Genomic DNA, 18,120 nt, shown 5'->3' with positions numbered 1-18,120 from the left:
CATGGCCGTCGAGTTCCTGGTCGCCGGCGGCGGCATCGGCGGCCTGGCCGCGGCCCTGGCGTTGGCACGCCGCGGGCATCGCATCGAACTGCTCGAACAGGCCGACACCTTCGGCGAAGTCGGTGCCGGCATCCAGCTCGGCCCGAACGCCACCCGGCGGCTCCAGTCGCTCGGGCTCGGCAGCGGCCTGGACGGCATCGCCGCCTTTCCGGAAGCGCTGGTCGTGCGCAGTGCCGGCAACCACGCCGAACTCGCGCGCCTGCCGCTGAAGGACGACATGCCGCGCCGCTACGGCGCTCCCTATGCCTGCGTCCACCGCGCCGATCTGCACGCGCTGCTGCTGGCGGCCGTGCGCGCCTGCCCGCAGGCGACGCTGCACACCAGCGCGCGCATCGCACAGGTGGCGGCGCGCGGCGAGGCCGTCTGCCTGTCCACGGACGACGCACGCGCCTGGGAAGGCGATGCGCTGATCGGTGCCGACGGCCTGTGGAGCGTCGTGCGGCCGAGGCTCATCGACGGGCCGGCGCCGCAGCCGACCGGCCACACCGCCTGGCGCAGCCTGATCGCGCAGGACGCGCTGCCGGCGGCGCTGCGCAGCCGGCAGGTGCGCGTCTGGCTCGGCGCGCATCTGCATGCGGTCGCCTATCCGGTGCGCCGCGGCGAGGCGCTGAATGTCGTCGTGCTGGCCGAATCGGCGCCGGCCGGCGACGCCCGCGATTGGGACCAGCGCACCAGCCTCGACGCCCTGTGGCGCGCCACTGGCCGTTGCTGCGCGCCATTGCAGGCGTTGCTGGAAGCGATGCCGGACTGGCGCGCCTGGACCCTGAACGATCGCGCCCCGATGGTTGGCCCGCACGAGATGGCCGGTGAACGGATTGCGCTGGTCGGCGACGCGGCGCATCCGATGCTGCCGTATCTGGCGCAGGGCGCCGGCATGGCGATCGAGGACGCCGTGGCGCTGGCCGATGCGATCGGCGAGGGCGCCTCGGCGGATGTGCCCGACGCGTTCCGGCGCTATGCCGACATGCGCTGGGAGCGCAACGCGCGGGTGCAGGCGCGCGCGCGGCGCAACGGCGAGATCTTCCACCTCACCGGGCCGGTGCGCTGGGCGCGCGATGCCGCGATGCGCGCCCTCGGCCCTCGACTGCTCGACGTGCCGTGGCTCTACGCGGGTTGAGAGGCCGGGCGCGTTCGTCGAGCCGGCCGAACCGGTCCAGCCGCTGGCCGCACGCGCGCGTTCAAAGGTTGGTGCGCAGCGTCCAGATTTCCGGGAACAGCACCACGTCGAGCATCTTGCGCAGATAGCTCACGCCGCCGGTGCCACCGGTGCCGCGCTTGAAGCCGATCACGCGCTCCACCGTGGTCACGTGGCGGAAGCGCCAGAGCCTGAACGCATCTTCGAGATCGGTCAGTTCCTCGCCGAGCTGGTACAGGTCCCAGTGCTCCTTGGGATGGCGATAGACCTCGAGCCAGGCCTGCTCGACGGCAGCGCTCTCGACATAGGGTTGCGTCCAGTCGCGTTCGAGATGGTCCGCCGGAATGGCGAAACCGCGGCGCGCCAGCAGGCGCAGCGACTCGTCGTAGAGCGAGGGTGCGGCATGCGCTGCCGCGACCATCGCCAGCAGATCGTCGCGGTGCGCGTGCGGCTTGAGCATGGCCGCGTTCTTGTTGCCGAGCGCGAACTCGATGCAGCGGTACTGGTAGCTCTGGAAGCCGCTGGAGCTGCCCAGGTAAGGGCGCATCGCGCTGTACTCGGGCGGTGTCATGGTCGCGAGAACGTCCCAGGCGTGGACCAGCTGTTCCATGATCTTGCTCACACGCGCGAGCATCTTGAACGCGCTGCCGAGTTCGTCGGCGGCCACGCCACGGATCGCGCCGCGCAGCTCGTGCAGCATCAGCTTCATCCAGAGTTCGCTGGTCTGGTGCTGCACGATGAAGAGCAACTCGTCGTGCGCGGGCGAGCGGGGTTTCTGCGCGGTCAGGATTGCGTCGAGCTGCAGGTAGTCGCCGTAGCTCATCGAGGCGCTGAAGTCGAGCTGGGCCTTTTCGTCCTGCACGATCTTCTCGCCCTGTGCGATGGACGCCACCGGCGCCGCGCTCGCGCCATGCCCCATCGGGCAGCCGCCGCCGGATTCGGCGGGAGTGTCGGGTGCGTTGCTCATCACGTCACCGCATGCTTGCGATTGAACTCGGGGCGCTGCCACTCGCCGGACTCGAGCACCTGCACGATCTGCTCGACGGCGTTCCAGACGTCTTCATAGCCCAGGTACAGCGGCGTGAAGCCGAAGCGCAGGATGTCGGGCATCTGCGCGTCGCCGGCGCGGTAGTCGCCGATCACGCCGCGTGCGATGAGCGCCTGCACGATGGCGTAGGCGCCTTCGCCTTCGCGCATGGCCAGGCTCACCTGCGAGCCCCGCCGCGAATGCTCGCGCGGCGTGACGAGCGTGAAGGCGCCCGGGCAGCGCGACTCGATCAGCGCGATGAACGCATCGGTCAACCCCAGCGACTTGGCGCGGATCGCCGCCATGCCGCGCTCGCTGCCGTCGATGGCTTCCGCGGCCAGCAGCGTGTCGAGCCCGCATTCGAGCGCCGACAGGCTGATGATCGGCTGCGTGCCGCAGAGGTAGCGCGTGATGCCGGGCGCCGGCCGGTAGTGCGGCGTGAATTCGAATGGCGCGGCGTGGCCGAACCAGCCCGACAGCGGCTGCTCGAACTGGCTCGCATGCCGCGGATGCACCCAGACGAAGGACGGCGCGCCCGGGCCGCCGTTGAAGTACTTGTAGCCGCAGCCGATCGCGAAGTCGGCATTGCTCGCGTTCAGCGTGACCGGCACGGCGCCTGCGCTGTGGGCCAGGTCCCAGACCGTGAGCGCGCCGACCGCGTGGGCGGCGGCCGTGACGGCCGTCATGTTGTGCATGGCGCCGGAGCGGTAGTTGACGTGCGTGAGCATCAGCACGGCGACCTCGGACGTCAGCGCCGACGGCAATTCCTTTTCGTCGATGAGCTTCAGCGTGAAGCCGTGCGCGCGGCAGAGCGATTCGGCGATGTACAGGTCGGTCGGGAAGTTGCTGCGCTCGCTCAGCACGATGTGGCGGCCGCTGTCCTTCATCTGGCTCAGCGCGGCGAACAGCACCTTGTACAGATTGATGGAGGTGCTGTCGGTGCAGACCACTTCGCCCGGCGCGGCGCCGATCAGGCGCGCGACCTTGTCGCCCAGCCGCTTCGGCAGGTCGATCCAGCTGGCGGTGTTCCAGGAGCGGATCAGGCCGTTGCCCCATTCCTGCGCGACCACTTCGGCGACGCGTGCGGGAGCGGCTTTCGGCAGCGCGCCGAGCGAGTTGCCGTCGAGGTAGATCACGCCCTCAGGCAGGGTGAACAGATCGCGCAGGCTGCGCAGCGGGTCTTGGGCGTCCAGTGCGCGCCAGTCGTCCAGGGTGATGGAGGTCGTCATGGTTCTACTTCGGTGGGAATGTGGCGGCGGTTGCCGGCGCTGGGAGTTCGCGCAGCACGGCGCGGACCGGGGAGGCATCGGCACTGACCAGCTTCAGCGGCAGCGCGATGAGTTCGTAGTCGCCCTCGGGCACGTCGTCGAGCACGAGGTTCTCGAGCACGCGCAGGCCGAGGCGGCGGATGGTCTGGTGGCTGTCCAGGGTCTTGCTGTCGGCCGGGTCGATGCTGGCGGTGTCGATGCCGATCAGCAGCACGCCGCGTTCGGCCAGCCGCGCGACGGTATCGGGCGCATACGCCGGCAGCGCGGGGTCCCAGCGGTCGACCGGCATCGTGTCGTAGGTGCGGACCAGCACGCGCGGCGGCAACCCGTCGAGGGCGTGCGACAGGTGCTTCCATTCGATCAGCGGGCCGCAGCCGATCGCATGGATCACGCGGCAAGGGCCGAGGAAGGGCGTCAGGTCGACGTCGCCGATGCTGGCGCCGTCCGGGTCGTAGTGCAGCGGCGCATCGGCGTGCGCACCGACATGCGGAGACAGCCGGATTTCGCTGACGTTGACCGGGCAGCCCGGGCCGATGGTCGCGGCCCAGCGCTGCTGGTAGGGCGTGTCGCCGGGGAAGACCGGCGCGCCCTCATGCACGGGCGGGGAGATGTCCCAGATTCGTTGGCTCATGGCGCAAAGTTAGCGCCGCGAGAAGGGTCGTGGTGTCGCTTATTTCCAACGGATACGAGAAAACCCGGCTAGACCTTGCCAATCAGCAAGTACTCCATCAACGCTTTCTGGGCATGCAGCCGGTTCTCTGCTTCGTCCCAGACCACCGACTGCGGGCCGTCGATCACATCGGCCTCGACTTCCTCGCCGCGGTGTGCGGGCAGGCAGTGCATGAACAGGGCGTCGGGCTGCGCCACACGCATCATGTCGGTGTCGACGCACCAGTCGGCAAAGGCCGTCTTGCGCGCCTCGTTCTCGGCCTCGTAGCCCATGCTGGTCCAGACGTCGGTGGTGACGAGGTCGGCGCCGCGGCAGGCTTCCATCGGGTCCTTGAAGACCTTGTAGCTCTCGGCCGAGCGGATGCCGGCGATCGACTGGTCGACCTCGTAGCCGCTCGGCGTGCTCACGTGCACCGTGAAGCCGAGGATCTCGGCCGCCTGCAGCCAGGTGTTGGCCATGTTGTTGCCGTCACCCACCCACGCCACCGTGCGGCCCTTGATGGAGCCGCGGTGCTCGATGTACGTGAAGATGTCCGCCAGGATCTGGCACGGATGGAACTCGTTGGTCAGGCCGTTGATGACCGGCACGCGCGAATGCTCGGCGAACAGGTCGATCTTGTCCTGCCCGAAGGTGCGGATCATCACCAGGTCGACCATGCGGCTGATGACCTTGGCGCTGTCCTCGATCGGTTCGGCGCGGCCCAGTTGGCTGTCGCCGGTGGTCAGATGCACCACGCTGCCGCCGAGCTGGTACATGCCGGCCTCGAAGCTCACGCGGGTGCGGGTGCTGGCCTTCTCGAAGATCATCGCCATCGTGCGGTCGACCAGCGGCTGATGCCGCTCGTACGACTTGAACTTCTTCTTGATCAGCGCGGCGCGCTCGAACAGGTAGGCGTACTCGTCGGCGGTGAAGTCCGAGAACTGCAGGTAATGCCGGATGGCGGGTGTCGTGCTGCTGGTCATGGCGTCGGCTCCGCGAGGAAGGCCTTCACGATCGGCGCGAGGATGGCGACGATCTCGTCGGCTTCGGCGATGCTCAGTATCAAGGGTGGCACCAGGCGGATGACGCTGTCTGCCGTCACGCTCAGCAGCAGACCTGCCTCGCAGGCGCGGGTCAGGATCACGCCGCAGGGGCGGTCGAGCTCGATGCCCAGCATCAGGCCCTGGCCGCGCACTTCCTTCACGCCCGAGAGGCCTTCGAATTCGCGTTCCAGCGCAGCCTTGAGATGCGCGCCGACCTTGGCGGCGTTTTCGACCAGCTTCTGCTCTTCCATGATGCGGATGGTCTCGACACCGGCGCGCATCGCCAGCGGATTGCCGCCGAAGGTCGTGCCATGGTTGCCGGGGCCGAAGATGTGCGCGGCCTTGGGGCCGGCCACCACGGCGCCGATCGGCACGCCGGAACCCAGGCCCTTGGCCAGCGGCATCACGTCGGGCACGATGCCGGCCCATTGGTGCGCGAACCACTTGCCGGTGCGGCCCATGCCGCACTGCACCTCGTCGATCATCATGAGCCAGTCGCGCTCGTCGCACAGCGCGCGCACCTGCTTCAGGTACTCGACGCGCATCGGATGGATGCCGCCTTCGCCCTGGATGGTTTCGAAGAACACGGCGACCACGTTCGGATTGCCCTCGGTGGCCTTCTTCAGGGCCTCGATGTCGTTGAGCGGCACGCGGATGAAGCCCTCGACCAGCGGACCGAAACCCTTCTGGATCTTCGGGTTCCCGGTGGCGGACAGCGTGGCGATCGAACGGCCATGGAAGGCCGCTTCGTAGACCACGATCTCGGGGCGCTCGATGCCCTTGTCATGGCCGAACTTGCGCGCCAGCTTCAGTGCGGCTTCATTGGCCTCGAGGCCGGTGCAGCAGAAGAAGGCGTTGGTCATGCCGGCCAGCTCGGTGAGCTTGGTGGCCAGCGCTTCCTGGCCCGGCACGTGGTAATAGTTGCAGCTGTGGATGATCTTCGCGATCTGGTCCTGCAGCGCCGGCACCAGCTCCGGATGGTTGTGGCCCAGCGTGTTGACCGCGATGCCGCCAAGTCCGTCGAGGTAGGCGCGGCCGTTGGTGTCCCAGACTCGGCAGCCTTGACCATGCGACAGCGCGATCGGCAGACGGCCGTAGGTGTTCATGACGTGGGGCGAGGTGGGTTCGACAGATGCGCTCATTGCGGTACTCCGGAGAAGGAAGGCGATTCGGACATGAATTTTAGGCGGCGGGCGTGACGGCTTCGTTGAGGATTGCGCATCACTGCAATGCCGAGCAGCGTGGTCGGACGGGGGGCCAAGGATAGAATCGTTGTGCATCGCAGCACCTCGCTGCGCGCCCCACCCATCCGATGGTTTCTCCCAGCGCCAAAGAAGTTTTTATCCAGGGCCTCACGAAGGACGGCCGGACGTTCCGCCCCAGCGACTGGGCCGAGCGGCTGGCCGGCGTCATGAGTTCGTTTCGCCCCGGCGGCGCAACGCCCGGGAGCCATCTGAGCTATTCGCCATGGTGCGTGCCGACGAGCATCGATGGCGTGAAATGCGTGATCGTCCACCGGGACCTGCGCGACCATGACGTGATGGCCTGGGACTTCGTGATGAACTTTGCGCGCGACAACGGCCTGCAAATCGTCGAAGGCGCCTGAACGGCTGCACGCCGCTTGTCGGCGGCACATGGCCTGCGGCTGGGCCCGAGTTCTGTCCCGCTGCACGCGCCGGCCATGACGAAAACCCAAACAAGACGCCCATGAAAAAACCGCCCGAAGGCGGTTTTCACTTTGCTGCAGCGCACCCCTGTCAAACGGCGGATGGCCTGTTCGGGCCTTCCGGGCGATTGGCCTGAAAGATCAGGCCGCTGCGGTTGCGGGTGCGAGCGCCAGGGCCTTGACCTTGGCAGCCAGACGGCTCTTGTCGCGAGCAGCCTTGTTCTTGTGGAAGATGCCCTTGTCGGCGACGGTGTCGACGACGCTCTGCGCCTTGGCGAAGAGTTCGGCAGCCTTGGTCTTGTCGCCGGCCAGCACGGCCTTCTCGACGTTCTTGACCGCGGTACGGTATTTGGAGCGCAGCGAGGTGTTCGCAGCGTTGAGCTTGACGTCCTGGCGGACGCGCTTGCGGCCCGACGCGAGGCGCGGGTTCTTCTTTTTGGGTTTAGCGGATGCCATGTTGTGTGTTCCTTGGTGTCTGGGGATGTTGCAGCAAAGCCGAAGATTATAGCCCGCCCCAGGATGCACGTGATTCGCGTCGCTTCGCCAACCCCAGGCCGGGGCAATACCGGCGGTGCGACAAAGCCGATTTTTCAGTGTTTCGAGCCCGCCCGCCCCGGATGCGTTCGCCGAGGAGGCGACGTACGGTGCCGGCGTTTCTGTACGCGGGCGCCTACACTTCGGCGCCGTGTCCCTGCTCAAATCCGCCTCCACCGTTTCTCTTCTCACGCTCGCATCGCGCATCACGGGGCTCTTGCGTGACGTCCTGATGAGTTCGGTTTTCGGCGTGAGCGCATTGACCGACGCCTATTACGTCGCGTTCCGCATTCCCAACCTGTTCCGCCGCGTGTTGGGAGAAGGCGCGTTCAGCCAGGCTTTCGTGCCGGTGCTTTCCGCCTGCAAGACGCAGGAAGGCGACGAAGGCGCCCGGCGCCTGATCGACCATGTGGGCACGCTGCTCACATGGACATTGCTGCTGCTGTGCGTGACCGGCGTGGTCGCCGCGCCGCTGATGGTCTGGGCCATGGCCAGCGGGTTGCAGAAGTCCGGCGGATTCGACGCCGCCGTCGTCATGACGCGCTGGATGTTTCCCTACATCGGCTTCATGTCGCTGGTCGCCTTTGCGGGCGGCATCCTCAACACCTGGCGCAGGTTCGTGGTGCCGGCCGCATCGCCGGTGCTGCTCAACGTGGCGCTGATCCTGTCGATCGTGGCCGGCGCACCGCTGTTCCGCAAATGGGGCATCGAACCCATCTATGCACAGTGCATCGGCGTCATGCTCGGCGGGGCGCTGCAGCTGGGCTTGCAGATCCCGGCGCTGCGCAAGCTCGGGATGCTGCCTCGCATCGGCGTCGGCCTGGCGGCGCTGCGCGCGGCATGGGCGGACCCCACCACGCGAAAGATCATGCGGTTGATGCTCCCCGCGCTCATCGGCGTCAGCGGCGCGCAGATCTCGCTGCTGATCAACACGCAGATCGCTTCGCACCTCGCCGAAGGCAGCGTGACCTGGATCACCAATGCCGACCGGCTGATGGAATTCCCGAGCGCGATGCTCGGCGTCGCGCTGGGTGTGGTGCTGATGCCGCAGCTCGCCGCGGCGCGTGCTGCGCAGGATGACGCCCGCTATTCGGCCATGCTCGACTGGGGCTTGCGCCTCATCGTGCTGCTGACGGTGCCGTGTGCCGTGGCCTTGCTGGTGTTCCCGCAGCCGCTGGTGGCGGTTCTCTTCCACAACGGCGCATTCAGCGCGCTCGACGTGCAGCGCACCACCGTCGCGCTCATGGGTTACGGCACGGGCCTGCTCGGCATCGTCTCCATCAAGGTGCTGGCCGCTGGCTACTACGCGCGCCACGACATGCGCACGCCGATGCGCATCAGCCTGGCCACGCTCGCGCTGACCCAGGTGCTCAACATCTTCCTGGTGCCGCACCTGCAGCACGCCGGCCTGACGCTGTCCATCGGGCTGGCGCAACTGGTCAACGCGCTCGCGCTGCTGATCGGTCTGCGCCGGGTCGGAAGCTTCAAGCCGGCGCCTGGCTGGGGGCGTTTCATTGCGCAGGTGATCGTCGCGACGGCGCTGCTCGGCGCGTTGCTGGTCTGGGGCAATCAGCATTTCGACTGGATCGCCCTGCGCGAGCAGCGCCTGCTGCGCGCCGGCCTGCTGGCACTGATGGTCGTCGGGGCTGCGGCGATCTATTTCGGTGCATTGCGCATCACCGGGCTGAAGTTGCGCAGCTTCCTGCGCCACTGATCGGCCACCGTCGGTCGCCGGCCTGGCCGCCTTGACGGCCCTCACAGCCTCAACTACAAAGACACATGCCTCTGAGCTTTTCGGCGCCTACTGCCCTTGAGTATTTCAGCTCGCTCGTGCAAAGCGACGAGCACTTTCCGCTCCTCGAAGCCGCTGCGAGCATTGCGCAGGACGAATACCCCGAGCTCGACGTCCAGCAGGTGCTGGGCGACGTCGACCAGTTGCTCGCGCGCCTCAAGCGACGGCTGCCGGCCGATGCTGCGCCGCTGGCGCGGCTGCGTGCGCTCAACCAGTTCTTCTTCCACGACCTGAACTTCGGCGGCAACGTCAACGACTACTACGACCCCGACAACAGCTATCTGAATGCGGTGCTGCGCACGCGGCGCGGCATTCCGATTTCGCTGGCCGTGCTCTGGATGGAATTGGCACAGGGGTTGGATCTTCAGGCACGCGGCGTCGGCTTCCCGGGGCATTTCATGCTCAAGGTCACGCTGCCGAAAGGGCAGGTCGTGATCGACCCTTTCACCGGACGATCGTTGTCGCGCGAGGATCTCAGCGAGCGGCTCGAACCCTACAAGCGCAGCAATGGACTGGTCGGCGACTACGACGTGCCGCTCGGGCTGTACCTGCAGCCTGCAACACCGCGCGAGATCATCGGCCGCATGCTGCGTAACCTGAAGGAAATCCACCAGTCCCAGGAAGACTGGCAGCGTGCGATCGCGGTCCAGAACCGGCTGATCGCGCTGTTTCCCGAAGCCTGGGGCGAGCATCGCGACCGCGGACTCGCGCATGCCGGGCAGGGCAACGTCGCGCTGGCGGTGTCCGACCTCGAGACGTATCTGCAGCATGCCGAAGACGCGCTCGACATCGACGTGATCTCCGAGCGCGTGCTGCGGCTGCGCCGCGCCGAGAGCTGAGGAACAGCGCCATGGCCGAGCTGCCCGACCTCGGCACGCGACACCAGTTCCACGGCGTGCAGCCGGTTCTGCCGGTGGCCGATGCGGCGCGTGCCGCGCGCTACTTCTGCGAGGTGCTTGGTTTCGAGCTCGACTTCATCGCCGGCGAGCCGCCCAGCTATGCGCGCGTCAGGCAGGGCGTCAGGAAACCGGGGCAGCCCGGTTGGGGCGATCCGGTCTACATCCGCCTGTGGCAGCGCGGCAGCCGTGACGCGCAGCCCTGGCGGGGCGAGATCGTGATCCATGTCGGGCAGGACGTCGACGGCCTGTTCGCCGCCTACGTGACGCGCGGTGTCACGATCATCGAGAAGCCGGTCTCGCAACCCTGGGGCCTGCGCGAATTCGCGATCCGCGAGCCCGACGGCCATGTGTTGCGTTTTTGTGGCTACCTGAGCTAGACGCAGCGAACGTGGCGCACATCGTGCACCATCACCGACCCTATGGATTCCCGGACGATCGACACCCTTCGCGAATGGCTGCGTGCCTTCGCCGGCCTCGCGCAGCCCGTGCGCGTGCTGTTCACTCTTGGCAGCCTGATGGCGTTCTGCGGCGTCACGGGCCATCAGGACGCCGTGATACCGCTGTTCCTCGGCTCGATCGCCAGTGCGCTGGCCGAAACCGATGACAGCTGGCGCGGCCGCCTGCGCGCGCAGTTGCTGACACTCGTCTGCTTCGGCGTCGCGGCGGGGGCGGTCGAGCTGCTGTTCGGCCATCCCGTCGCCTTCATCGTCGGGCTTGCGCTGGCCGCGTTCTGGCTGACGATGCTGGGCGCCGTCGAGGCGCGCTACAAGGCCATCGGCTACGCGACGCTGATCCTTGCGATGTACACGACGCTGAGCCTCGATCACCAGGGCGCGCACGGCGGTGGCGGCTGGCGCCAGGCCGGCTTCCTGCTGGCGGGCGCCGCCTGGTATGGCGTTTTCTCGGTGCTGTGGGCCGCGTTCTTTCCGGCGCAACCGGTGCAGCGCCAGCTCGTCCGGCTGTTTGCCGTGCTTGGCGACTACGTGCGCTTCAAGGCTTCGCTGTTCGAGCCGCTGCGCGGCATCGACATCGAACGCAAGCGGCTGTCGCTCGCGCAGCTCAATGCCGAGGTCGTGGCCGAGCTCAATGCCGCGAAGGAAAGCATCTTCCGCCGCATCGGCAAGCGCGCACCGACCGGCCGCATCTCGCGCTACCGCGGGCTGTACCTGATCGCGCAGGACGTGCACGAGCGCGCGAGCTCCTCGCACGACGACTACAACGCCTTGGCCGACGCCTTCTTCCACAGCGACCTGCTCTATCGTTGCCAGCGCGTGCTGTCGCTGCAGGGGCTGGCCTGCCAGCGGCTGTCGGAGTCGATCGAACGCCGCGAACCCTTCGTGATCGACGACACCAGCGTGCAGGCGATGGCCGACCTGCGCGGCGCCATCGAGCACGAGCGCGCGAGCACGGCGACGCCGGAACGCCTTGCGCTGCTCGGCTCGGTCGATGGGCTGGCGCGCAACCTCGCGCAGCTCGACGGCCAGCTCGCCGGTGCGAGCAAGCCCTCCGCGCAGGCTGGCCGGACCGAGATGGGCCTGTTCGACCGCTCGCCGCGCACCTGGCGCGACATGGTCGAGCGTGTGCGGCGCCAGCTCAGCCCGCGCTCGGCGCTGTTCCGCCATGCGCTGCGGCTGGCCATCGCGCTGACCGTCGGCTATGTGCTGATGTGGGTGGTGCATCCGGCGCAGGGTTACTGGATCCTGCTGACGACGCTGTTCGTCTGCCAGCAGAACTACGGCGACACGATCTCGCGCATGGGCCAGCGCGTGGCGGGCACCGCGCTCGGCGTGGTGCTCGGCTGGGCGCTGCTGCAGTTGTTTCCGCAACCGCTCGTGCAGTCGCTGCTCGCGGTGGTGGCTGGCGTGGTGTTCTTCGCGAACCGCGCCACGCGCTACCTGCTCGCGACGGCGGCGATGACGCTGCTCGTGCTGCTGTGCTTCAACCAGGTCGGCAACGGCGCCGGCCTGATCGTGCCGCGGCTGGTCGACACGGCCATCGGCAGCGCGATCGCTGGCCTGGCGGTGCTGCTGGTGCTGCCGCACTGGCAGGCGCGGCGCATCAACGAGCTGGCCGCGACCGCGATGCGCAGCCATGCCGGCTACCTGCGCCGTATCGTCGAGCAATACCGCACCGGCGCGCGCGACAGCCTCGATTACCGGCTGGCGCGGCGCAACGACCACAACGCCGACGCCGCGCTGTCCACCGCCGTCGCGCACATGTTCCGCGAGCCCGGCTTCGTGCGGCCGCGGGCCGGCGTGGCGCTGCGCTTCCTGATTCGCTCGCACACTTTGCTGAGCTATCTTTCCGCCCTGGGCGCGCACCGTGCGGCGCTGCCCGATCCGGCGCGCGCGGCCGTGCTGCGCGAGGCTGCCGAGAGTGCGGCCAAGGCGCTCGAAGCACTCGCGCTGGAATTGCTGCAGGCCGACGCGGCGCCTTCGCCGGGCTCGTCGACCTCGTCGGCCCCGTCAGCCGTGCCGGCGGACGCCGCTGCCGTCGCCACCGTGCCCGATGCAAGCGCTGAAGCGGCCACGCGCGCGGCACTGGCTGCGGTCGTCGGCCCCGATGACGAAACCGACCAGGCCGCCAGGCTGTTCCGTACGGAACTCACGCTGGTCTGGCTGCAGATCGATGCGTTGCGTGCTCACGCGCGGGAGTGGCTGCAGACGCCGAACGATGCGCCTGCCGAACCGGCGGCGGCGACCGCCTGATCGGCGCTGGCTCCGAATCCGAAGGCGGTGTGCGCGTCAGTGAGAGACCGGCGGCCGACCGTCCGACGGTGATCCCGTCAGCCCGAACTGATGCCAGGCTCGCCGCAACTGCGTGTCCGAGCCAAAACCCGAGCGTTCGGCCGCCTGCGTGACGTTGGCGCCCGACTGCAGCGCGAGCTGCGCACTGGCGAGCCGCAGCCGCCGCAGGTAGGCCAGCGGCGCCACGCCCGCATGCTCCACAAACAGCCGCGTGAGATGCCGGGCCGACGTGTGCGCGACCTGTGCCATGCGCGGCACCGTCCAGTCGGCCTGGGGGCGTTCGCTCACGGCGTCCTGCACGCGGTGCAGCGCGGCGTGCAGATGGTTGCGGTAGGCCAGGAAGGGCGACAGCTCCGGGTCCTGCGGCCCGCGACGCAGCGCCACCACCATCGTCTGCGCGACCTGTGCCGCCAGCGCCTCGCCGCAGACCTCGGCGATGCGATGCAGCATCAGGTCGATGCCCGTCGTCACGCCGGCGCTGCTGTAGACCGGCGGGTCGAGCACGAACACGCGGTTCGAGACCACTTCGCAGCGTGCGTCGGTCGTGCGCAATTCGTCCAGATGCTGGTGGTGCGTGGTGGCGCGGCGGCCGCTCAGGAGCCCCGCATGCGCGGCGAGCAACGCGCCGGCGCAGATCGTCACCAGCTCGAGTCGCCCGCGTTCGAGCCGCTGGCCGCGCAGCCAGTGCAGCAGCGACTGCGCTTCGGTGCCGTCGACCGCAATGGTCTGGCCCGGCAGGCCGACGAGCACGATCCACGCCGGTCCGTCCCAGTGCGCGGGCAGCGCCTGCAGGTCGCTCAGCATCACGCCGACGGAGGCGCGCGAACGCGCGTCCGGGCTGGGCGACGCGAAGACGAGTTCGAAGCGTGCGGGCTGGCCGATCGCCAGCAGCCGCTGGTTCGCGATGCGCAGGGCTTCGGCCGGTCCGGCCCAGTCCAGGATCAGGCTGTTGTCCAGCAGCACGAAAACGACGCGGATCGGCTGGCCGGCATCGATCGCACCCGTTGCGTCGGCGGGTTCAGTTGCGCTTGCCATAGGCCCGTTCGACTTTGGCGATGCGCAGTTCGTAGTGCGCGTACCAGTCGCGCCGGCCGCTTTCCTTGGCGATGCGGTGTTCGGCGTGCTGCCGCCAGGCGGCGATCGCTTCGAGGCTCTGCCAGTACGACACCGTGATCCCGAAACCGTCGCCGCCGCGCGTGCTTTCCACGCCGAGAAAGCCGGGTTGCAGTGCCGCCAGCTCGACCATGCGGTCGGCCATCTGCGCGTAGCCAGCGTCGTCGGCATGGCGCTGCGACGCGAAGATCACCGCGTAATAGGGCGGCGCCGGCGTGCCTGCAAAGCCGGCAGGCGGACTCAGGGGTTGCGTGTCCATGTGAAGTCCATCTGCTGCGCCGTGCGCTCGGCCAGCGCATCGCCCGCGAGCCGTGCGACCAGATGCAGGCTCATGTCGATGCCCGCGCTGATACCGGCCGACGTGACGACCTTGCCGTTGTCGACCCAGCGCACGCCATCGACCACGTCGAGTGCGGGGAAGGCCTGGCGCAGGTCGGCGATGTCTTCCCAGTGCGTGGTGACGCGCTGGTCGGTGACCACGCCGCTGGCCGCAAGCAGGAAGGCGCCGGTGCAGACCGATGCGGTGACGGCGGCCGATGCGGCCTGCGCGGCGATCCACTGAAGCGTCTCGGTGCTGGCCATCGGCTGGTCGACCACGCCGCCGGGCACGATCAGCACGTCGGCCTGCGGGCTGCCGGCCAGTCCGTGATCGGGCAGCAGCCGCAGTCCTGCGCGCGCGGTGGTCAACGGCCTTTCCGGGCTGACTGCGCCGACCGCGGCCACGTCGAACAGCGGCGCTGCGTCGGGCTGCAAGCGCTGGTGCATGCGCGTGGCGGTCGTGAAGACCTCGAAGGGCCCGGCGAAGTCCAGCGCCTCGACACCGTCGAAGGCCAGGATCAGCACGCGCCAGCGCGCGTCGCTCACTGGGGCGCCTTCGGAGCCAGCTGGCTGGGGTCGGCCCGGCGCGTCGCTCATGCAGCCACCTGCGACGCCACACGGTCGGCTTGCGCGCGGGCCAGCGCTTGCGCCGCGCTGCAGACGTGCGCGAAACGGTCCTGCAGCACGGTGGCCGTGCGCGCCTTGATGTCGTCGGCCGCCAGCGGGCGTCCGTCGGGCTGTGTCATGTCGAAGGTCAAGGTCGCGTCAAGCGCGTAGTCGACACGCCAGCCCAGGTCCGAAGCGTGGCGCGCGGTCGTCTCGCAGCATTGCTCGGTGCGAATGCCGCTCACGATCAGGTGGCCGATGCCGTTCTGCGTGAGCCAGACCTGCAGGCCGGTGTCGACCAGTGCGCTGTGGCGGCGCTTGGTGAAGGTCGCGGCGGCTTCGAAGTCGGCAAGCCCTCGAATCGGCCGGACAAGGCCGGACTCGGCCGAAAACGGGTTGGCCGGCGTGGCAGGTCCGTCGGAGTGGAAGACCCGCACGATGGGGATGCCGGCGCTGGCGCAGCCTTCGATCAGCGCGTTCTGCGCGGCGAGATAGGGCGCCATGTCGCGATCGGTGGAATAGGGACGATGCCAGAAAGATTCTTGTGCATCGATCACAACGAGACAGCGGTTCATGGGTGGATTGTCCTGCGGCGAGTGGTTGATGCCACGAATTTTCGAATAGGCCGGCCATTTCGTCCGCGTCTCGGCGGACGTGAATCGATCAGATCAGGACATTCGAAGCCACTGCGGCCGCAGGCGGATGGACGCCTTGCGCCGCGCTTCAGCCGTGGCCGGGCGCTGCGTCCGGCAAAGGCATGCCGGTGGATCGGACGAACACGGCGCCCAGCAGGCCGGCGATCGCGGCCGACAAGGCACCGAGCGCAAAGGCCAGTCGGTAGCCGGCATTGAGCGCCAGCGGCGCTGCCGCTCCTGTGGCCAGCAGGGCGTCGGTGCAGGCCGCCGCGAGGCTCGCGAGCACGGCGAGGCCGAGCGCGCCACCCATCATGAAGGCGGTGTTGACGACGCCGGAAGCAAGGCCCGAATCGGCGGGATCGACGTCGCTCATCGCCGCCAGCAGCATCGGATTGAACGCCACACCGGCGCCCAGCCCCAGCAGCAGCATGCCGGGCAGCACGTCGGTGGCGAAGCGGCCGTCGACCGGCACGCGTGCAAACCATGCAAGGCCCGCGGCGCCGATCAGCAGCCCGATGGCCAGCGGCCAGCGGATGCCGAAGCGCATCACCAGCCGCGCCGACAGGCCCAGCGAGAACGCGGCCATGATCAGGTTGGCCGGCAGGAAGGCGAGGCCGACCTGCAGCGGGGTGTAACCCAGCACCAGTTGCAGATACAGCGCAGAAATGAAGAACCACGCGAACATCGCCGCCGCCCAGAGCACGCCCACCACATTCGCCGTGGCGAGGTTGCGCCGCCGGAACAGCGCGAGCGGCACCAGTGGCGCATGCACCTTCGATTCGATGGCGAAGAACACGATGAGCAGCGCCAATGCGGCGCCGAGCATCCCGAGCGTCTGCGCCGATGTCCAGCCGATCTCGTTGCCGTTCACGACCGCATAGACGGCCAGCATCAGCGACGCCGTGATGCTGGCGGCACCCGCCATGTCGAGCCTGGGCGCGGTCTTCTGGCGCGCGCCCGGCGGCAGAAGCGCCATGCACAGGGCGCAGACCAGCACGCCGATCGGCAGGTTGACCAGGAAGATCCAGTGCCAGCTCAGGCTGCCCGTCAGCAAGCCGCCGACCAGCACGCCGATGCTGCCGCCGCCCGCGCAGACGAAGCCGTACACGCCCATGGCGCGGGCGCGATCGGCCGGCGCCGTGAACAGATTCATGATGAGCGACAGCGAGACCGCCGACACGACCGCACCGCCTATTCCCTGCACGGCACGCGCGGCGATCAGCATCGCCTGCGAGCCCGCGATGCCGCAGGCCAGCGACGCCAGCGTGAACAGCGCGATGCCGAGCAGGAACAGCCGGCGGTGGCCGAACAGGTCGCCCAGCCGTCCGCCGAGCAGCAGGAACCCACCGAAGGTCAGCATGTAGGCGTTGACGACCCAGACCAGCGAGGTTTCCGAGAAGCCGAGATCCTGGCGGATCGAGGGCAGCGCGACGTTCACGATGGTCGTGTCGAGCACGATCATCAGCACGCCCAGGCACAGGACCATCAAGGCCAGCCAACGGCGGTGCGGTGCCGCGCGGCCGTCGTGGCGCTGCGCCATCAACTGCCCATCATCTGGCCGCCGTTGATCAGCCACGGCGTGCCGAAACGGTCGACCAGCATGCCGAAGCTCTCGACCCAGAAGGTCTTGGCCAGCGGCATCCGGATCTGGCCGCCTTCGGCCAGCGCATGGAAGACGCGCTCCGCTTCGGCGACGGTGGCGTAGGTCAGCGTGAGGCCGAAGCCCTGCATGCGTTCGTACGGCTGGCCGGGCATCGTGTCGGACGCCATCAGGATGCCGCCTTCGCAGGCGAGATGCGCGTGCATCACGCGACCGGGGTCGCCGGGCACCGCGCAGCCCACTTCACCGGGCACTTCGGACTGCATCATCACGTCGAGCTTGCCGCCCAGCGTCGCGGCATAGAAGCGCATGGCTTCGGCCGCGGTGCCGTCGAACATCAGATAGGCGTTGAGGACCTTCATGGTGGTTTCCTTTTGGGTTTGGGTGGGTGGTGGCGCGTCACTTCTCGGCGGCTGCCTTGAGGCTGGCCAGGCCGGCTTCGAAGTCCTTGCCGACCAGCTCGTCCATGTCGAAGAACAGGCCCATCAGCTTCGCGACGAACGGGCTCGCGCCGTACATCGCCCAGGTGACCTGCGTGGCCGCATCCTGCGGCACCAGCGTGAACTCGGCGGTGTTGTTCGCCTTGAACGGCTTGCTGAAATCGAGCTGGATCGTCGTCTTCGGTGCGTTCGACGACAGGATCTGCATGCGCCCGGTGCCGGCCTTGCCGTCGCTCGACCACTCGTACGCCGCACCCTGGCCGCGCGCGGGACCGCTGAAGCGGCGCGTCATGGCCGGATCGAGCTTCTCGTAGGGCGACCAGGCTTGCCATTGATGGAAGTCGTCGATCAGCGGATGGATCTTCTCGGGCGGTGCCTGGATGTCGAGGCTGCGCTGGATGCGGAAGCTGCCGGGCCGCGTGGCCGCATAGACCACCAGCGCGATCAGCAGGAGCAGAACGATCAGGGAAATGGTCTTGAGCATGGGCTTCCGGCAATGAGTGGAGGAGCTGTCGACAGCGTGTGTCCTGAAATTGTGTACGCCGTCCACAAAAGAATAGCAAAAGCCCTGGACGGTGTCCACGTGAA

Annotated in this window: 19 protein-coding genes; 6 read left to right on the top strand and 13 right to left on the bottom strand. The window is 68.3% G+C overall.

Annotated features, from left to right (window positions below):
- Position 1: 1 nt before the first annotated feature.
- On the top strand, positions 2-1,177 hold the full coding sequence (locus tag AC07PZ_RS10725; protein WP_495295033.1) for an FAD-dependent monooxygenase: 1,176 nt from the start codon (positions 2-4) through the stop codon (positions 1,175-1,177).
- 61 nt (positions 1,178-1,238) lie between these two features.
- Here the strand turns inward: AC07PZ_RS10725 and kynA are convergent, their stop codons facing one another.
- The 5 genes from kynA to AC07PZ_RS10700 form a co-directional block, all read right to left on the bottom strand.
- Positions 1,239-2,114 carry a tryptophan 2,3-dioxygenase gene (gene kynA, locus AC07PZ_RS10720; protein WP_495295172.1) on the bottom strand — a complete coding sequence of 292 codons (876 nt, stop codon included), beginning with the start codon at positions 2,112-2,114 and terminating at the stop codon, positions 1,239-1,241.
- 47 nt (positions 2,115-2,161) lie between these two features.
- The gene (kynU, locus tag AC07PZ_RS10715; RefSeq protein WP_495295032.1) at positions 2,162-3,451 is read right to left on the bottom strand and encodes a kynureninase; all 1,290 of its coding nucleotides are present in this window, start codon (positions 3,449-3,451) and stop codon (positions 2,162-2,164) included.
- A 4-nt stretch (positions 3,452-3,455) separates the two neighbouring features.
- A complete protein-coding gene (gene kynB, locus AC07PZ_RS10710; protein WP_495295031.1) occupies positions 3,456-4,121 on the bottom strand; it encodes an arylformamidase in 666 nt (221 codons plus the stop codon).
- Positions 4,122-4,189: 68 nt separating this feature from the next.
- Positions 4,190-5,122, bottom strand: a complete 933-nt coding sequence (gene argF, locus AC07PZ_RS10705) for an ornithine carbamoyltransferase (RefSeq protein ID WP_495295030.1) — start codon at positions 5,120-5,122, stop codon at positions 4,190-4,192.
- Positions 5,119-6,324: an aspartate aminotransferase family protein gene (locus AC07PZ_RS10700; RefSeq protein WP_495295029.1), complete on the bottom strand. Its 1,206-nt coding sequence runs from the start codon at positions 6,322-6,324 to the stop codon at positions 5,119-5,121. Before AC07PZ_RS10700 ends, argF begins: the two co-directional genes overlap by 4 nt.
- A gap of 170 nt (positions 6,325-6,494) precedes the next feature.
- Between AC07PZ_RS10700 and AC07PZ_RS10695 the strand changes: the two genes are divergently transcribed.
- A complete protein-coding gene (locus AC07PZ_RS10695) occupies positions 6,495-6,788 on the top strand; it encodes a DUF3579 domain-containing protein (RefSeq protein ID WP_495295028.1) in 294 nt (97 codons plus the stop codon).
- A 201-nt stretch (positions 6,789-6,989) separates the two neighbouring features.
- Here the strand turns inward: AC07PZ_RS10695 and rpsT are convergent, their stop codons facing one another.
- Positions 6,990-7,304: a 30S ribosomal protein S20 gene (gene rpsT, locus AC07PZ_RS10690; RefSeq protein ID WP_495295027.1), complete on the bottom strand. Its 315-nt coding sequence runs from the start codon at positions 7,302-7,304 to the stop codon at positions 6,990-6,992.
- 229 nt (positions 7,305-7,533) lie between these two features.
- Here rpsT and murJ point away from each other — a divergent pair, with 229 nt between their 5' ends.
- From murJ to yccS, 4 genes are all read left to right on the top strand, one after another.
- Positions 7,534-9,096 (top strand): murein biosynthesis integral membrane protein MurJ, encoded by a 1,563-nt coding sequence (gene murJ / locus AC07PZ_RS10685; RefSeq protein ID WP_495295026.1) that lies wholly within the window; start codon positions 7,534-7,536, stop codon positions 9,094-9,096.
- 65 nt (positions 9,097-9,161) lie between these two features.
- Positions 9,162-10,013 carry a SirB1 family protein gene (locus AC07PZ_RS10680; protein ID WP_495295025.1) on the top strand — a complete coding sequence of 284 codons (852 nt, stop codon included), beginning with the start codon at positions 9,162-9,164 and terminating at the stop codon, positions 10,011-10,013.
- A gap of 11 nt (positions 10,014-10,024) precedes the next feature.
- Positions 10,025-10,450 carry a bleomycin resistance protein gene (locus AC07PZ_RS10675; RefSeq protein ID WP_495295024.1) on the top strand — a complete coding sequence of 142 codons (426 nt, stop codon included), beginning with the start codon at positions 10,025-10,027 and terminating at the stop codon, positions 10,448-10,450.
- Between the two features lie 42 nt (positions 10,451-10,492).
- A complete protein-coding gene (gene yccS, locus AC07PZ_RS10670; RefSeq protein WP_495295023.1) occupies positions 10,493-12,781 on the top strand; it encodes a YccS family putative transporter in 2,289 nt (762 codons plus the stop codon).
- A 36-nt stretch (positions 12,782-12,817) separates the two neighbouring features.
- Here yccS and AC07PZ_RS10665 read toward each other — a convergent pair whose 3' ends face one another.
- The 7 genes from AC07PZ_RS10665 to AC07PZ_RS10635 all read right to left on the bottom strand — a co-directional run bounded on the left by AC07PZ_RS10665 (position 12,818) and on the right by AC07PZ_RS10635 (position 18,016).
- Positions 12,818-13,855, bottom strand: coding sequence for a GlxA family transcriptional regulator (locus AC07PZ_RS10665; RefSeq protein ID WP_495295022.1), 1,038 nt, complete (start codon positions 13,853-13,855; stop codon positions 12,818-12,820).
- Positions 13,839-14,192, bottom strand: coding sequence for an antibiotic biosynthesis monooxygenase family protein (locus tag AC07PZ_RS10660; RefSeq protein ID WP_495295021.1), 354 nt, complete (start codon positions 14,190-14,192; stop codon positions 13,839-13,841). Before AC07PZ_RS10660 ends, AC07PZ_RS10665 begins: the two co-directional genes overlap by 17 nt.
- Complete coding sequence (locus tag AC07PZ_RS10655; protein WP_495295020.1) at positions 14,174-14,797, bottom strand: DJ-1/PfpI family protein; 624 nt, start codon at positions 14,795-14,797, stop codon at positions 14,174-14,176. Before AC07PZ_RS10655 ends, AC07PZ_RS10660 begins: the two co-directional genes overlap by 19 nt.
- A gap of 47 nt (positions 14,798-14,844) precedes the next feature.
- Positions 14,845-15,432 (bottom strand): isochorismatase family protein, encoded by a 588-nt coding sequence (locus AC07PZ_RS10650; protein WP_495295019.1) that lies wholly within the window; start codon positions 15,430-15,432, stop codon positions 14,845-14,847.
- Between the two features lie 148 nt (positions 15,433-15,580).
- Positions 15,581-17,032 (bottom strand): DHA2 family efflux MFS transporter permease subunit, encoded by a 1,452-nt coding sequence (locus AC07PZ_RS10645; protein WP_495295018.1) that lies wholly within the window; start codon positions 17,030-17,032, stop codon positions 15,581-15,583.
- On the bottom strand, positions 17,032-17,454 hold the full coding sequence (locus tag AC07PZ_RS10640) for a VOC family protein (RefSeq protein WP_495295017.1): 423 nt from the start codon (positions 17,452-17,454) through the stop codon (positions 17,032-17,034). The genes AC07PZ_RS10645 and AC07PZ_RS10640 overlap by 1 nt, the downstream gene beginning before the upstream one ends.
- Positions 17,455-17,491: 37 nt before the next feature.
- The gene (locus AC07PZ_RS10635; RefSeq protein WP_495295016.1) at positions 17,492-18,016 is read right to left on the bottom strand and encodes an SRPBCC family protein; all 525 of its coding nucleotides are present in this window, start codon (positions 18,014-18,016) and stop codon (positions 17,492-17,494) included.
- Positions 18,017-18,120: the final 104 nt, after the last annotated feature.

The organism is Variovorax sp. GW821-FHT10B04, assembly GCF_059415645.1.
Note: the sequence above shows the minus strand (reverse complement) of the source record. Positions and strands in the feature narration are given on the sequence as shown.

Coding starts and splice junctions, on each gene's coding strand:
- AC07PZ_RS10725 (WP_495295033.1), top strand. CDS start 2: ATGGCCGTCGAGTTCCTGGTCGCCGGCGGCGGCATCGGCGGCCTGGCC.
- kynA (WP_495295172.1), bottom strand. CDS start 2,114: ATGGGGCATGGCGCGAGCGCGGCGCCGGTGGCGTCCATCGCACAGGGC.
- kynU (WP_495295032.1), bottom strand. CDS start 3,451: ATGACGACCTCCATCACCCTGGACGACTGGCGCGCACTGGACGCCCAA.
- kynB (WP_495295031.1), bottom strand. CDS start 4,121: ATGAGCCAACGAATCTGGGACATCTCCCCGCCCGTGCATGAGGGCGCG.
- argF (WP_495295030.1), bottom strand. CDS start 5,122: ATGACCAGCAGCACGACACCCGCCATCCGGCATTACCTGCAGTTCTCG.
- AC07PZ_RS10700 (WP_495295029.1), bottom strand. CDS start 6,324: ATGAGCGCATCTGTCGAACCCACCTCGCCCCACGTCATGAACACCTAC.
- AC07PZ_RS10695 (WP_495295028.1), top strand. CDS start 6,495: ATGGTTTCTCCCAGCGCCAAAGAAGTTTTTATCCAGGGCCTCACGAAG.
- rpsT (WP_495295027.1), bottom strand. CDS start 7,304: ATGGCATCCGCTAAACCCAAAAAGAAGAACCCGCGCCTCGCGTCGGGC.
- AC07PZ_RS10680 (WP_495295025.1), top strand. CDS start 9,162: ATGCCTCTGAGCTTTTCGGCGCCTACTGCCCTTGAGTATTTCAGCTCG.
- AC07PZ_RS10675 (WP_495295024.1), top strand. CDS start 10,025: ATGGCCGAGCTGCCCGACCTCGGCACGCGACACCAGTTCCACGGCGTG.
- yccS (WP_495295023.1), top strand. CDS start 10,493: ATGGATTCCCGGACGATCGACACCCTTCGCGAATGGCTGCGTGCCTTC.
- AC07PZ_RS10665 (WP_495295022.1), bottom strand. CDS start 13,855: ATGGCAAGCGCAACTGAACCCGCCGACGCAACGGGTGCGATCGATGCC.
- AC07PZ_RS10660 (WP_495295021.1), bottom strand. CDS start 14,192: ATGGACACGCAACCCCTGAGTCCGCCTGCCGGCTTTGCAGGCACGCCG.
- AC07PZ_RS10650 (WP_495295019.1), bottom strand. CDS start 15,432: ATGAACCGCTGTCTCGTTGTGATCGATGCACAAGAATCTTTCTGGCAT.
- AC07PZ_RS10645 (WP_495295018.1), bottom strand. CDS start 17,032: ATGGCGCAGCGCCACGACGGCCGCGCGGCACCGCACCGCCGTTGGCTG.
- AC07PZ_RS10640 (WP_495295017.1), bottom strand. CDS start 17,454: ATGAAGGTCCTCAACGCCTATCTGATGTTCGACGGCACCGCGGCCGAA.
- AC07PZ_RS10635 (WP_495295016.1), bottom strand. CDS start 18,016: ATGCTCAAGACCATTTCCCTGATCGTTCTGCTCCTGCTGATCGCGCTG.